Annotated in this window: 10 protein-coding genes; 7 read left to right on the forward strand and 3 right to left on the reverse strand. The window is 53.1% G+C overall.

The window, feature by feature from the left end:
• Nucleotides 1–195: 195 nt before the first annotated feature.
• The 3 genes from pflB to ycaO form a co-directional block, all read right to left on the reverse strand.
• Nucleotides 196–2,478, reverse strand: coding sequence for a formate C-acetyltransferase (gene pflB, locus ACMGG5_RS13590; RefSeq protein ID WP_024907798.1), 2,283 nt, complete (start codon nt 2,476–2,478; stop codon nt 196–198).
• A gap of 51 nt (nt 2,479–2,529) precedes the next feature.
• A complete protein-coding gene (gene focA / locus ACMGG5_RS13595) occupies nt 2,530–3,387 on the reverse strand; it encodes a formate transporter FocA (protein WP_008499974.1) in 858 nt (285 codons plus the stop codon).
• A gap of 406 nt (nt 3,388–3,793) precedes the next feature.
• Nucleotides 3,794–5,554 carry a 30S ribosomal protein S12 methylthiotransferase accessory factor YcaO gene (ycaO, locus tag ACMGG5_RS13600; protein ID WP_420277991.1) on the reverse strand — a complete coding sequence of 587 codons (1,761 nt, stop codon included), beginning with the start codon at nt 5,552–5,554 and terminating at the stop codon, nt 3,794–3,796.
• Nucleotides 5,555–5,681: 127 nt separating this feature from the next.
• Between ycaO and ACMGG5_RS13605 the strand changes: the two genes are divergently transcribed.
• The 7 genes from ACMGG5_RS13605 (at nt 5,682) to ACMGG5_RS13635 (ending at nt 14,569) form a co-directional block, all read left to right on the forward strand.
• Nucleotides 5,682–6,374 carry a DUF421 domain-containing protein gene (locus ACMGG5_RS13605; protein WP_048990996.1) on the forward strand — a complete coding sequence of 231 codons (693 nt, stop codon included), beginning with the start codon at nt 5,682–5,684 and terminating at the stop codon, nt 6,372–6,374.
• Between the two features lie 162 nt (nt 6,375–6,536).
• Nucleotides 6,537–7,625, forward strand: coding sequence for a 3-phosphoserine/phosphohydroxythreonine transaminase (gene serC, locus ACMGG5_RS13610; protein WP_420277992.1), 1,089 nt, complete (start codon nt 6,537–6,539; stop codon nt 7,623–7,625).
• A gap of 69 nt (nt 7,626–7,694) precedes the next feature.
• Nucleotides 7,695–8,978 carry a 3-phosphoshikimate 1-carboxyvinyltransferase gene (gene aroA / locus ACMGG5_RS13615; RefSeq protein ID WP_024907795.1) on the forward strand — a complete coding sequence of 428 codons (1,284 nt, stop codon included), beginning with the start codon at nt 7,695–7,697 and terminating at the stop codon, nt 8,976–8,978.
• A 185-nt stretch (nt 8,979–9,163) separates the two neighbouring features.
• Complete coding sequence (gene cmk, locus ACMGG5_RS13620) at nt 9,164–9,847, forward strand: (d)CMP kinase (protein WP_024907794.1); 684 nt, start codon at nt 9,164–9,166, stop codon at nt 9,845–9,847.
• A 111-nt stretch (nt 9,848–9,958) separates the two neighbouring features.
• Complete coding sequence (rpsA, locus tag ACMGG5_RS13625; protein WP_008499966.1) at nt 9,959–11,632, forward strand: 30S ribosomal protein S1; 1,674 nt, start codon at nt 9,959–9,961, stop codon at nt 11,630–11,632.
• A 170-nt stretch (nt 11,633–11,802) separates the two neighbouring features.
• On the forward strand, nt 11,803–12,090 hold the full coding sequence (ihfB, locus tag ACMGG5_RS13630; RefSeq protein ID WP_008499965.1) for an integration host factor subunit beta: 288 nt from the start codon (nt 11,803–11,805) through the stop codon (nt 12,088–12,090).
• Nucleotides 12,091–12,304: 214 nt separating this feature from the next.
• Entirely contained in the window at nt 12,305–14,569 is a 2,265-nt protein-coding gene (locus ACMGG5_RS13635; protein WP_420277993.1) for a ComEC family protein, read from the forward strand.
• Nucleotides 14,570–14,597 lie beyond the last annotated feature (28 nt).

Below are 14,597 nucleotides of genomic sequence, written 5' to 3' on the forward strand. Positions count from 1 at the left end.
TATCTCCATCATCGGCCCGTCCCGGGCCTGTGTATGCACAGCTCAAAGCCGGCTGTGTTAAGTCTGTTTTGGCTGTTATCCATTCAGTATAGATAGCGGACAAAAGAGACTGAGGTGGAGAGGGTGCTAAAAAGGCCCCACTGACGTGGAGCCTTTATTGTACGCTTGTTAACGCGTGATTTCAGTCAATTCCACTTACATGGACTGAGTGAAAGTACGGGTGATAACGTCCTGCTGCTGTTCTTTAGTCAGGGAGTTAAAACGTACTGCGTAGCCAGATACGCGGATGGTCAGCTGAGGATATTTCTCAGGGTGTTCCATCGCGTCGAGCAGCATTTCACGGTTCATAACGTTCACGTTCAGGTGCTGACCACCTTCGATGGACGCTTCGTGGTGGAAGTAACCATCCATCAGACCCGCGAGGTTAGTTTTACGCACTTCGTCGTCTTTACCCAGCGCGTTTGGCACGATAGAGAAGGTGTAAGAGATACCATCTTTCGCGTAAGCAAACGGCAGTTTAGCAACGGAGGTCAGAGAGGCAACCGCACCTTTCTGGTCACGACCGTGCATTGGGTTAGCACCTGGGCCGAATGGCGCGCCAGCACGACGGCCGTCTGGGGTGTTACCGGTTTTCTTACCATACACAACGTTAGAGGTGATGGTCAGAACAGACTGAGTCGGGATAGCGTTACGGTAGGTAGTCAGTTTCTGAATTTTCTTCATGAAACGTTCTACCAGGTCAACCGCCATGTCATCAACGCGAGAGTCGTTGTTACCAAACTGCGGATATTCACCCTCGATTTCGAAGTCTACAGCCAGGCCGTCTTCGTCACGAATTGGTTTAACTTTCGCATATTTGATTGCAGACAGGGAGTCAGCAGCAACGGACAGACCAGCGATACCACACGCCATGGTGCGGATAACGTCACGGTCGTGCAGCGCCATCAGAGAGGCTTCGTAGCTGTACTTGTCGTGCATGTAGTGGATAACGTTCAGCGCAGTGACGTACTGTTTAGCCAGCCAGTCCATGAAGTGATCCATGCGGTCCATGACTTCATCGAAGTTCAGAACGTCGCCTTTGATCGGCTCAGACTTAGGACCAACCTGCATTTTCAGTTTTTCATCAACGCCGCCGTTGATTGCGTACAGCATGGTTTTCGCCAGGTTTGCACGCGCACCGAAGAACTGCATTTGTTTACCAACAACCATTGGGCTTACGCAGCAAGCGATAGCGTAATCGTCGTTGTTGAAGTCCGGACGCATCAGGTCATCGTTCTCGTACTGCAGAGAAGAGGTGTCGATGGACACTTTAGCGGCGAATTTCTTGAAGTTCAGAGGCAGTTTTTCAGACCACAGAACGGTGATGTTTGGCTCCGGAGAAGGACCCATGGTGTACAGGGTGTTCAGGAAGCGGAAGCTGTTTTTGGTTACCAGAGTACGGCCGTCAACGCCCATACCACCGATGGATTCTGTTGCCCAGATTGGGTCACCGGAGAACAGCTCATCGTATTCTGGAGTACGCAGGAAGCGAACCATACGCAGTTTCATGACCAGGTGGTCAATCATTTCCTGAGCGTCTTGCTCGGTGATTTTGCCTGCTTTGATATCACGTTCGATGTACGCATCCAGGAAGGTGGATACGCGACCGAAGGACATTGCTGCACCGTTCTGAGACTTAACTGCGGCCAGGTAGCCGAAGTAGGTCCACTGGATAGCTTCCTGAGCGTTGGTAGCAGGACCAGAGATATCGCAGCCATATTTAGCCGCCATCTCTTTGATCTGACCCAGCGCGCGGTGCTGTTCAGCGATCTCTTCACGCAGACGGATAGTCGCTTCCAGGTTTACGCCGTTTTCCAGATCGGACTGCAGAGACACGAACTGAGCGTATTTGTCTTTCATCAGGAAGTCGATACCGTACAGCGCAACGCGACGGTAGTCACCGATGATACGGCCACGGCCATACGCATCTGGCAGACCAGTCAGAACGCCAGATTTACGGCAGTTCAGAATGTCTTTGGTGTAAACATCGAATACACCCTGGTTGTGGGTTTTGCGGTATTCGGTGAAGATTTTTTTCAGCATTGGGTCCAGCTCGCGGTTATACGCTTTGCAGGAACCTTCAACCATTTTAATACCACCGAACGGGATGATTGCGCGTTTCAGTGGTGCTTCAGTCTGCAGACCAACGATTTTCTCAAGGGCTTTGTTGATATAGCCAGCATCGTGAGAAGTGATGGTGGAAGCAACGGAGGTGTCAAAATCAACTGGCGCGTGAGTGCGGTTTTCCAGTTTAACGCCTTCCATTACGCTGTCCCACAGCTTGGTGGTCGCGTCAGTTGCGCCAGCCAGGAAGGATTCGTCACCTTCATACGGGGTATAGTTTTTCTGAATGAAGTCACGTACGTTTACTTCATTCTGCCAGTCACCTTTCGCAAAACCTTCCCAGGCTGTGGCTAACTTTTCATTAAGCTCGGACATGTAACACCTACCTTCTTAAGTGGATTTTTTATTTACTGCCTGAGAAAACCATCAATGATGATCGTCGCCACGCAGGTAAATGACCCAGTATGTCAACCCAACTAACAGACCCCCACCGATAATGTTCCCGATAGTGACAGGGATCAGGTTATCAGTAATGAAATTCATAATAGTCAGGTGAGAGAAACTTTCCGGGGATGAACCAACTGCGGTCCAGAACTCCGGGCTCGCAAAGTCGCGGATAACAATGCCCATTGGGATCATGAACATATTCGCGATACTGTGCTCAAAGCCGCTGGCAACGAACATCGCAACCGGCAGAACCATAATTAAGGCTTTGTCCATCAGGCTACGACCCGAGTAGCTCATCCATACAGCCAGGCAGACCATCAGGTTAGCGAGGATGCCGAGAGCAACGGCTTCGATAAATGTGTGGTGCATTTTGTGGTCGGCGGTTTGCAGGACGTTAAGGCCCCAGCCACCGTTGGCGGTCATGTACTCGCCAGAAAGCCACATCAACAAAACAAAGAGCAGACAGCCAACCAGGTTACCCACGTAGACGTTAAGCCAGTTACGTGCCAGCTGACCCCAGGTAATTCTTCCGCTGGCCTTGGCCACGACAATCAGCACCGTTGAGGTGAAGAGGTCGGCGCCGCAGATGACGCAGAGAATCAGACCCAGAGAGAAGCAAATGCCGCCAATCAGTTTGGCCATGCCGAAAGGCATTCCGGCTGTACCGGTGGTGGCGGTGATGTAGAAGACGAAAGCGATAGAGATGAACACACCAGCCGTGATCGCCAGATAGAACGTCTTCATCGGGTGTTTCGTTGCTTTATAGACACCCGCTTCTTCGGCAACTTTAGCCATTGCAGCGGGGAGTAAAAGATCAAAAGGGTTGTCAGCTTTCACACTAACTCTCTCTTTATTAAGTCGGCGACGAGATACTAACAAAGCATTATAGAAGAGAAATTGATATAGATCATATCTCGCCTGGCTTATAGGCCCGCAGTGTGTATGGTTTTACGACAAATGCGGAGTAAGTATTTGATTATCCGTATAAAAATAAATTTTAAAAGTTATGAAAAGAGTTGAATTTTTTCGTTCAGCCACCTCTGAAGCAGTTAATTAATATGGAGTATTAACCATAAAAAGTAACAGTAAAGCCCAGATCAATATTATTATATTTACCCGTATATAACTTTATTATTACAATCAACAATCATTGCCGAAGAAAATAAAAAACGGGGCAATGAAATTGCCCCGTAATATAGCCCAGACGATTGAATACGCCTACTGCTGGTAATGTTATGTGCGCTTATTTTGACCAGTAAGCGGCTTTTGCTTTCTGCAGCTTTTCGTAGGCCTTCAGAAGTGACTGATGCGCCGGGAAGGCTTTCAGATCGCTATCAACAGCCTGCAGGCCATAGAACGGCGCTTCGCCGCTCAGGGCCGCGCTGGCTGCTTCTACGGCTTCAGCGCCGTACATACGCACGAAAGCATTCAGGTATTGCAGCGGTTCGCGATCCTCTTCCTGTGCAAGCAGCAGCAGGGTTTGCAGGCAACGGTAATAGTTGGTGCGCTCGGCAGAGAAGACCGACTGGTTGAATTCCATGGTCCACTCGGTCCAGGCCAGAGCCTGATCCAAATCGCCACCCGCCAGGGCCAGCATTGCTTTCAGCTCACCGATACGCAGGGTATACCAGCCGTTGTCTTTACCGGTCGCCAGACCCAGCAGTTCGCGTACGCGGGTGAAGTCATCGTGGCCTTCTTCGTCCAGTTGGGCGATCAGGTTCAGATAATCTTCTTTCTCCCATTCGCTGCCCGGCAGTGCCAGCAGCGTTTCGCGCAGGTGTGCACCCATGCTGTTATTCGCCAGCCACAGATCTTCAGCAGGGTAGATGTCGGACATGCCCGGAACAATAATGCGGCACGCGTAGACGCCAAGATGTTCGTAGTCGGCAATGTACACTTCCTGATCTTCCGCGTTGAAGATCGCCATCAGCGTAGCGAACTCTTCTTCCGTAGTTCCGGCAAAGCTCCAGTCCACGAACGGATAGTCGGCGTCCTGCTTGAACATATCCCAGGAAATTAAGCCGCTGGAATCGATGAAGTGGGTTTCAAGGTTGGTATGCTCGGCCACTTCTTCATCGTCAAACGTTGGCGGCGTAAACACGTCGAGATCTTTCAGGCTACGGCCCTGCAGCAGCTCGGTAACGGTACGCTCCAGCGCCACGCCGAAGTCCGGGTGCGCGCCGAAGGAGGCGAAGCAGGTGCCGTTGGTTGGGTTAAACAGCACGACGCAGATGACCGGGTACTTACCGCCCAGAGAGCCGTCATAGGCAAAGATTGGGAAACCTTCTGCTTCCAGTTTGGCGATGGATTCCACCACGCCCGGGTAGCGCGCCAGCACCTCTGCCGGAATTTCAGGCAGGCTGATGGATTCGGCAATAATGCGGTTTTTGATGTGACGCTCGAAGACTTCAGACAGACCCTGCACGCGCGCTTCATTGCGGGTGTTACCGGCGGACATACCGTTGGACACATACAGGTTGCCGACGATGTTCATCGGGATATAGACGGTCTGCTCGTCAGACTGACGGGTAAAGGGCAAGGCGCAAATACCGCGATCGTCGTTTCCGGACTGCAGATCGATCAGCATGCTGGCGGTCAGTTCGTTTTCCGGATCGTAGAAAGCGCGCAGACGCGCGTCGAGAATACCTTCCGGCAGTTCGTCATCTTCCGTCAGTGGGAACCACTTTTCGTTCGGATAGTGAACGAACGGGCCGTTGGCGATGGTCTCGCCCAGCCAGAAGTCAGCGAAGAAATAGTTGGTGGACAGACGCTCAAAATACTCACCCAGCGCAGAGGCCAGTGCCGCTTTTTTTGTCGCGCCTTTACCGTTGGTAAAGCACAGGGCACACTCTTTATCGCGAATATGCACGGACCAGACATGAGGCACCGGATTGAGCCAGGAGGCTTCTTCGATGTTAAAACCCAGGTCGGTCAGTTTCTGCTGGAAGCGAGCGATGGAATCTTCCAGGGCGGCGTCTTTGCCGGGGATAAACGTTTGAGTCATGGCGGTCACTTTTATCGTACGTAAAGCGCGCAATGATACGGGTTTTGCGTGACGGGTGCTATCTTCGGCGAAAATAAATGGCTGGACTATGCTTAGTGGCAGTAACTGACTGTTAAGGCATAGAAAAATGAAAGCATTTGATCTCCAGCGGATGGCGTTTGATAAAGTTCCTCCTGAATTTCTGGGCGAAGTGGCGCTGCGCAGCCTGTATACCTTCGTACTTGTCTTCCTGTTTCTTAAAATCACCGGCCGTCGCGGCGTACGGCAGATGTCGCTCTTTGAGGTGTTGATTATTCTGACGCTGGGTTCAGCGGCGGGGGACGTCGCCTTCTATGATGATGTGCCGATGGTGCCGGTGTTTATCGTTTTTGTCTCACTGGCGCTACTTTACCGTCTTGTCATGTGGCTGATGTCGAAAAGCGAAAAGCTGGAAGATCTGCTTGAAGGGAAGCCGGTCGTTATCGTCGAGGACGGACAGCTGGCCTGGGAAAATGTACAAAGCGCCAATATGACCGAGTTTGAGTTCTTTATGGAGCTACGCCTGAATAGCGTTGAACAGCTCGGGCAGGTGCGTCTGGCGATCATGGAAACCAACGGGCAGATCAGCGTTTATTACTATTCTGACGACGAGGTGAAGCCGGGACTGTGTATCCTGCCGGATATGCTGGTCGAGCGTTTCAGAACCGTACCTGAGTCAGGCGAGTATGCCTGCGTGAGATGTAGCCATGTTGTAGCGATGCAGCCGGGGGATCGTCAATTATGCCCTCGCTGCGCAAATCCGGAATGGACGAAGGTTAGCCGGGCCAAACGCATCACCTGACAGCCATTTTGTCGGTTTTGTCTTAACGAGGCGGCAGATTGTTTTGTGTGACGCGGGGCACATTTCACGGGTCATAAGTTTTAGACATTGCGGCGCGTGTCACTGAATGATAAAACCGATATCCACAGTTATAACTTATGGCTTTTAGCGTGGTGAGGGGAAATGGCTCAAGTCTTTAATTTCAGTTCAGGTCCGGCAATGTTACCGGCAGACGTGCTTAAACAGGCTCAACAGGAACTTTGTGACTGGAACGGTCTCGGTACGTCGGTGATGGAAATCAGCCACCGGGGTAAAGAGTTTATTCAGGTGGCGGAAGAGGCAGAAAAGGATTTTCGCGATCTGCTGAATATTCCCTCGAACTACAAAGTATTGTTCTGTCACGGCGGTGGACGCGGCCAGTTTGCGGGTATTCCGCTGAATATCCTCGGTGACAAAACGACGGCTGACTACGTTGATGCGGGTTACTGGGCAGCAAGCGCCATTAAAGAAGCGCATAAATACTGCACGCCGAATGTGATCGACGCCAAAGTGACCGTTGACGGTCTGCGCGCCGTGAAGCCAATGCGCGAGTGGCAGCTTTCTGATAATGCAGCGTATCTGCACTACTGCCCGAACGAAACCATTGATGGGATTGCCATCGACGAGACGCCAAACTTCGGCAGCGATGTCGTGGTTGCCGCTGACTTCTCCTCCACCATTCTGTCTGCGCCAATTGACGTCAGCCGTTATGGCGTGATCTACGCGGGCGCACAGAAAAATATCGGCCCTGCAGGCCTGACGATTGTTATCGTGCGTGAAGATCTGCTGGGTAAAGCACATACATCCTGCCCGTCGATTCTCGATTACACCGTGCTGAACGACAACGATTCTATGTTCAACACCCCACCCACGTTTGCCTGGTACCTCTCCGGCCTGGTCTTCAAATGGCTGAAGCAAAACGGCGGCGTGGCGCAGATGGACAAAGTAAATCAGCAGAAAGCTGAACTGCTGTATGGTGTGATCGACAAGAGCGATTTCTACCGCAACGATGTGGCGAACGCTAACCGTTCCCGCATGAACGTACCGTTCCAGCTGGCGGACAGCAACCTGGACAAAGTGTTCCTGGAAGAGTCCTTCGCGGAAGGCCTGCACGCGCTCAAAGGTCACCGTGTCGTGGGCGGCATGCGCGCCTCCATCTATAACGCGATGCCGCTGGAAGGCGTTAAAGCCCTGACGGATTTCATGATCGACTTCGAACGTCGTCACGGTTAATTTGCTGTTTTTCACCCCCGCAGCGCCCCTGCGGGGTTTTTATTATGTTGAGTTGAGAGTTTAGTTTTCATGGAATCCCTGACGTTACAACCTATCGCGCGGGTAGATGGCACCATCAATCTGCCTGGTTCAAAAAGTGTCTCGAACCGCGCTCTGCTGCTGGCAGCTCTGGCAAACGGCACCACCGTCCTCACAAACCTGCTGGACAGCGATGACGTGCGCCATATGCTCAATGCGCTGAAAGCGTTGGGCGTTCATTACACTCTCTCCGACGATCGTACCCGCTGCGAAGTGACTGGCAACGGCGGCGCGCTGCGCTCGGGTGAAGAGCTTGAGCTTTTTCTGGGCAACGCGGGTACCGCGATGCGCCCGCTGGCGGCGGCCCTGTGCCTGGGAAGCAACAATATTGTGCTGACCGGTGAGCCGCGCATGAAAGAGCGCCCGATTGGTCACCTGGTGGATGCCCTGCGTCAGGGCGGCGCGCAGATTGACTATCTGGAGCAGGAAAACTATCCGCCACTGCGTCTGCGCGGCGGTTTTACCGGCGGTCACGTCGAGGTTGACGGCAGCGTCTCCAGCCAGTTCCTGACGGCACTGCTGATGACCGCGCCGCTGGCCCCGCAGGATACAGTTATCACGATTAAAGGCGAGCTGGTCTCCAAACCGTACATTGATATCACGCTGCACCTGATGAAAACTTTCGGCGTTGAGGTGGAAAACCAGTCTTATCAGCGCTTCGTGGTGCGCGGGGCACAGCAGTACCAGTCTCCGGGCAACTACCTGGTTGAAGGGGATGCGTCATCCGCGTCCTACTTCCTGGCCGCGGGTGCGATTAAGGGCGGAACGGTAAAAGTGACCGGTATTGGCCGTAACAGCGTGCAGGGCGATATCCGTTTTGCGGACGTGCTGGAAAAAATGGGCGCCATTGTCACCTGGGGCGATGACTTTATCTCCTGTACCCACGGTGAGCTGAACGCCATCGACATGGACATGAACCATATCCCGGATGCGGCGATGACCATTGCCACGGCGGCACTGTTCGCCAAAGGCACGACCACGCTGCGTAACATCTACAACTGGCGCGTAAAAGAGACGGACCGCCTGTTCGCGATGGCGACAGAGCTGCGAAAAGTCGGTGCCGAGGTGGAAGAGGGCGAAGACTACATTCGCGTCACGCCTCCTGCAAAACTGCAGTTTGCGGAAATCGGAACCTACAACGATCACCGTATGGCGATGTGCTTCTCGCTGGTGGCGCTGTCAGATACGCCTGTCACGATCCTTGACCCGAAATGTACCGCGAAAACCTTCCCGGACTACTTCGAACAGCTGGCACGCATTAGTACGCTGGCCTGATAACGCCTTGCCGCATCGCCCGATGCGGCTTTTGCTTACGCTTCATTACGAACACCTCCGCTCATTTCTTCTACACTCTGCTTCAATCATTCCGTAATTTGCACGCAAAGGTAACAGTTGCGCACGTTGGCGCGTATAATGCGCGGCGTTCATGTAAACGGTATGCCTTATTTAAGGAGAAAAAGATGACGGCAATTGCCCCGGTAATCACCATTGATGGGCCGAGTGGCGCAGGGAAAGGGACTCTGTGCAAAGCGATGGCGGAAGCATTGCAATGGCATCTTTTAGATTCGGGAGCAATCTATCGCGTGCTGGCGCTGGCCGCGCTGCATCATCACGTGGATGTCGCGTCTGAAGAGGCACTGGTTCCGCTGGCTGCGCATCTGGATGTGCGCTTCGTGTCAACCGATGGCAACCTGGAAGTCATCCTTGAAGGGGAAGACGTGAGCGGGGAAATCCGTACTCAGGAAGTGGCGAATGCGGCCTCGCAGGTCGCGGCCTTCCCGCGCGTTCGCGAGGCGCTGTTGCGTCGTCAGCGCGCGTTTCGTGAAGCCCCGGGTCTGATCGCGGACGGACGTGATATGGGAACCGTGGTCTTCCCTGATGCACCTGTGAAAATTTTCCTTGACGCCTCTTCGGAAGAACGTGCGCAACGCCGCATGCTTCAGTTGCAGGAAAAGGGGTTTAGTGTTAACTTTGATCGCCTTTTATCCGAGATAAAAGAGCGCGATGACCGCGATCGTAACCGCGCCGTCGCCCCACTTGTTCCAGCAGAAGATGCATTAGTTCTGGATTCAACCAGTTTAACTATTGAGCAAGTGATTGAAAAAGCGCTACAATATGCGCGCCAAAAACTGGCACTCGCGTAATCGCGACCGATTTAGCAGTACCCCCGCTGCAATGGATTGACGGCGGGTATGTGAAACAACCCCATCCGGCACGGAGCCAGGTGGACGTTAATATTAACCTGAAGATTAAACATGACTGAATCTTTTGCTCAACTGTTTGAAGAATCCTTAAAAGAAATCGAAACCCGCCCGGGTTCCATCGTTCGCGGTGTTGTTGTTGCTATCGACAAAGACGTAGTACTGGTTGACGCCGGTCTGAAATCTGAGTCCGCCATTCCGGCAGAGCAGTTCAAAAACGCCCAGGGCGAGCTGGAAATCCAGGTTGGCGACGAAGTTGACGTTGCTCTGGACGCAGTAGAAGACGGCTTCGGTGAAACCCTGCTTTCTCGTGAGAAAGCGAAACGTCACGAAGCATGGATCACGCTGGAAAAAGCTTACGAAGAAGCTGAAACTGTGGTCGGTGTTATCAACGGCAAAGTTAAAGGTGGCTTCACTGTTGAGCTGAATGGTATTCGTGCGTTCCTGCCAGGTTCTCTGGTAGACGTTCGTCCAGTTCGTGACACTCTGCACCTGGAAGGCAAAGAGCTTGAGTTCAAAGTAATCAAGCTGGACCAGAAGCGTAACAACGTTGTTGTTTCCCGTCGTGCCGTTATCGAATCCGAAAACAGCGCAGAACGCGATCAGCTGCTGGAAAACCTGCAGGAAGGCATGGAAGTCAAAGGTATCGTTAAGAACCTCACTGACTACGGCGCATTCGTTGACCTGGGCGGCGTTGATGGCCTGCTGCACATCACCGACATGGCGTGGAAACGCGTTAAGCACCCAAGCGAAATCGTGAACGTGGGCGACGAAATCACTGTTAAAGTGCTGAAGTTCGACCGCGAGCGTACTCGTGTATCCCTCGGCCTGAAACAGCTGGGCGAAGATCCATGGGTAGCTATCGCTAAGCGTTACCCAGAAGGTACTAAACTGACTGGTCGCGTAACCAACCTGACTGACTACGGCTGCTTCGTTGAAATCGAAGAAGGCGTTGAAGGTCTGGTGCACGTTTCCGAAATGGACTGGACCAACAAAAACATCCACCCATCCAAAGTTGTTAACGTTGGTGATGTAGTGGAAGTGATGGTTCTGGATATCGACGAAGAACGTCGTCGTATCTCCCTGGGCCTGAAGCAGTGCAAAAACAACCCATGGCAGCAGTTCGCGGAAACCCACAACAAGGGCGACCGTGTTGAAGGTAAAATCAAGTCTATCACTGACTTCGGTATCTTCATCGGCCTGGACGGCGGCATCGATGGCCTGGTTCACCTGTCTGACATCTCCTGGAACGTTGCAGGCGAAGAAGCAGTTCGTGAATACAAAAAAGGCGACGAAATCGCTGCAGTTGTTCTGCAGGTTGACGCAGAGCGTGAGCGTATCTCCCTGGGCGTTAAACAGCTCGCAGAAGATCCGTTCAACAACTGGGTTGCACTGAACAAGAAAGGCGCAATCGTAAACGGTAAAGTAACTGCAGTTGACGCTAAAGGCGCAACCGTAGAACTGGCTGACGGCGTTGAAGGTTACCTGCGCGCTTCTGAAGCTTCACGTGACCGCGTTGAAGATGCCACTCTGGTTCTGAACGTAGGCGACGACGTTGAAGCTAAGTTCACCGGTGTTGACCGTAAGAACCGTGCAATCAGCCTGTCTGTTCGTGCTAAAGACGAAGCTGATGAGAAAGATGCAATCGCAACTGTTAACAAACAGGAAGATGCAAACTTCTCTAACAACGCAATGGCTGAAGCTTTCAAAGCAGCTAAAGGCGAGTAATATCAGGTTCTCAGCATCAGTTGCGCTGTAACGCATTTACAGCGCGAAGGATGAGGAGCAAACTTGACAGATTGCAGGATTCGTCCTGTAATCAATAACAAAGGGCGGCTACGGCCGCCCTTGTTTAATGAGCTGTTCAGCTAATTGGTTTGAAAGGAACCGGAGGAATCATGACCAAGTCAGAATTGATTGAAAGACTTGCCAGTCAGCAACCGCATATCCCTGCCAAGGCAGTGGAAGATGCCGTAAAAGAGATGCTGGAGCATATGGCCTCCACTCTTGCCCAGGGCGAGCGCATTGAAATCCGCGGTTTCGGTAGTTTTTCTCTGCACTATCGTGCTCCACGTACCGGGCGTAACCCGAAAACTGGCGATAAAGTCGAGCTGGAAGGTAAGTACGTTCCACACTTTAAGCCGGGTAAAGAACTGCGCGATCGCGCCAATATTTACGGCAACTGAGTTTAGCCAGCCGGTTAAACTGGGTTCGAAAGAAAGCACCTGCGGGTGCTTTTTTTGTCTCTGTCGCTTTCATTCTGAAGGTGCCCCGCATTTTTCGTTTCGTTTTCTGCAACCCGTTAAATACCTTGCTGCGCTTGCTGTAAATCGCATCCTTCACACCTGACGACCCGCTCAACCTGCTTGCATACTGCCACCCTGAAACAGGGAGGTAGCAATGGGAATTCCCGCGCTTAGCGTCTGCGCCATTCTGGCGATAGTTCCGTTACTCTGGTTACCTGAACTGCCATCACCTTACACCGTGTGGGTCATGGTGGCTGGCGGGATAGTGATTGCTGCATGGCAAAACCATCGAGTGAAGTATGCTGGTATTACGCTGTTATTTTGTGCGTGGGGCATTCTGGCCGCACAGGAGAGCGTCTGGCCGATGCAGCATTTAACAACAGGGGCTGTGCAGGCTGAGGTAGAGCTCACCGCGACCGACGGCGCCACTCTGCATCAGGGAAACATTCGCAGCGTCGATGGCAAGCGCTGGTGGGCCTCCACCGGCGTAACGCTGTATGGCAATTATCTGCCCCAGAAATCGTGCGCCGGTCAGCGCTGGACCATGACGCTCAGGCTCAGGCCTGCCCATGGCGAACTGAACGAAGGAGGATATGATTCTCAGCGCAGCGCTTTTGCCCAACATCAAACCCTAAGCGGGCGCTTCACCCGCGCTGAACTCGTCGATGGCCGCTGCAGCCTGCGAGCGCAATACCTGATGTCACTGCAGAACCGACTTTCGGCTTACCGCTGGGGGGCGGTTATCCTCGGACTGGGAATGGGGGAACGTCTGGATGTGCCCCGGGAAATAAAAGACCTGATGCGTGAAACCGGCACGCTGCATTTGATGGCGATTTCGGGTCTGCATATCGCGCTGGCGGCATCCCTCGTCTGGTTACTCGCACGTGGGCTCCAGTTTTTATTACCCAGCCACCGGGTCCACTGGCAGATGCCTCTCCTGGCCGGGTTGTGCTTTGCCGCTTTCTACGCCTGGCTTACCGGTCTGCAACCTCCTGCGCTACGAACGGCCATCGCGCTTGCTGTGCTTGCCATGTTGCGGCTCGCTGCCCGTCAATGGTCTCCCTGGCAGGTATGGGTGTGCTGTATCGCGGCGATCCTCATAAGCGATCCCCTAGCCGTACTTTCGCAGAGTCTGGCCCTGTCCGCATTTGCCGTCGCCGCGCTGATTTTCTGGTTTCAGTGGCTTCCTCTTCCTGACTGGCAACGAGCTCGATGTATAAGGCCACTACTGAATCTGCTCCATCTGCAGGTCGGCATGCTGATGCTGCTCATGCCGTTACAGGTCCTGATTTTCCATGGCTTCAGTATCTCCTCCCTGGTCGCGAATCTCTTCGCCGTTCCCCTGGTGACGTTTGTCTCCGTGCCGCTGATCCTGCTCGGTATGCTGCTTCATCTGCTGCCGCTGGCGGCACTGGAAAGCGTCGTCTGGTTCGCAGCAGATAAGTCACTAGTGTGGTTGTTCTGGCTCCTCATGCGCCTGCCTGATGGCTGGCAGAATGTCGACCAACGCTGGCAATACATGACATTACTGCCGTGGTTGAGCATCATTGCCTGGCGTTTTCGCGCATGGAAAACCCTTTCTGCCGTTTGTCTTGCAGGAAGCGTCTTACTGGCATTTCCTCTCTGGCGAACGGCAAAAAGCGAGAGCTGGACGCTGCATATGCTGGACGTGGGGCAGGGGCTGGCCATGGTCATTGAACGACAGGGAAAAGCCATTCTTTATGATACCGGACTCGCCTGGCCGGGCGGGGATAGCGCGCAGCGGTTAATTATTCCCTGGCTGCGCTGGCATCACCTGCGGCCTGAAGGCGTAATTCTCAGTCATGAACACCTCGACCATGCGGGAGGCCTCGCATCGTTGCAAAAAACGTGGCCTGACGTGTGGGTAAGAAGCCCCTTGCGCCAGGCGGGACATCGCCCCTGTTTTCGCGGACAGAGATGGCAATGGCAGGGACTTACCTTCAGCGTCCACTGGCCCCCTGAAAATTACCCGGCTCAGGGAAACAACCGTTCCTGCGTGGTAAAGGTGGACGACGGCAAGCAGAGCGTGCTGCTAACAGGGGACATTGAAGCACAAGCGGAACAGGCTATGCTTAGCCATTACTGGCGTTATCTGACGTCCACGCTCATACAGGTGCCCCATCATGGCAGCAATACCTCGTCTTCATTGTCGCTGGTCCAGCGGGTAGAAGGTCAGATCGCTCTGGATTCAGCGGCACGGTATAACGCATGGCGATTCCCGTCGGCAAAAGTTGTCCGACGTTATCGAAAAGAGGGGTATATCTGGCATGATACCCCTCATTCTGGACAAATATCGGTGACATTCTCGCAACATCACTGGCAAATCCGGCGCTTGCGAGAGCAATATTTACCCGTTTGGTATCATCAGTGGTTTGGCGCGCCCGTCGATAACGGGTAGAATATGCGGCTATTTCAACGAATGCTGG

Source organism: Enterobacter sp. BNK-34, assembly GCF_048684445.1.
In the GTDB taxonomy this organism is placed as follows: Bacteria; Pseudomonadota; Gammaproteobacteria; order Enterobacterales; family Enterobacteriaceae; genus Enterobacter; species Enterobacter pseudoroggenkampii.

Excerpts from the sequence above, each read along its gene's own strand:
- pflB (WP_024907798.1), bottom strand. The coding sequence starts at position 2,478 with ATGTCCGAGCTTAATGAAAAGTTAGCCACAGCCTGGGAAGGTTTTGCG.
- ycaO (WP_420277991.1), bottom strand. The coding sequence starts at position 5,554 with ATGACTCAAACGTTTATCCCCGGCAAAGACGCCGCCCTGGAAGATTCC.
- ACMGG5_RS13605 (WP_048990996.1), top strand. The coding sequence starts at position 5,682 with ATGAAAGCATTTGATCTCCAGCGGATGGCGTTTGATAAAGTTCCTCCT.
- serC (WP_420277992.1), top strand. The coding sequence starts at position 6,537 with ATGGCTCAAGTCTTTAATTTCAGTTCAGGTCCGGCAATGTTACCGGCA.
- aroA (WP_024907795.1), top strand. The coding sequence starts at position 7,695 with ATGGAATCCCTGACGTTACAACCTATCGCGCGGGTAGATGGCACCATC.
- cmk (WP_024907794.1), top strand. The coding sequence starts at position 9,164 with ATGACGGCAATTGCCCCGGTAATCACCATTGATGGGCCGAGTGGCGCA.
- rpsA (WP_008499966.1), top strand. The coding sequence starts at position 9,959 with ATGACTGAATCTTTTGCTCAACTGTTTGAAGAATCCTTAAAAGAAATC.
- ihfB (WP_008499965.1), top strand. The coding sequence starts at position 11,803 with ATGACCAAGTCAGAATTGATTGAAAGACTTGCCAGTCAGCAACCGCAT.
- ACMGG5_RS13635 (WP_420277993.1), top strand. The coding sequence starts at position 12,305 with ATGGGAATTCCCGCGCTTAGCGTCTGCGCCATTCTGGCGATAGTTCCG.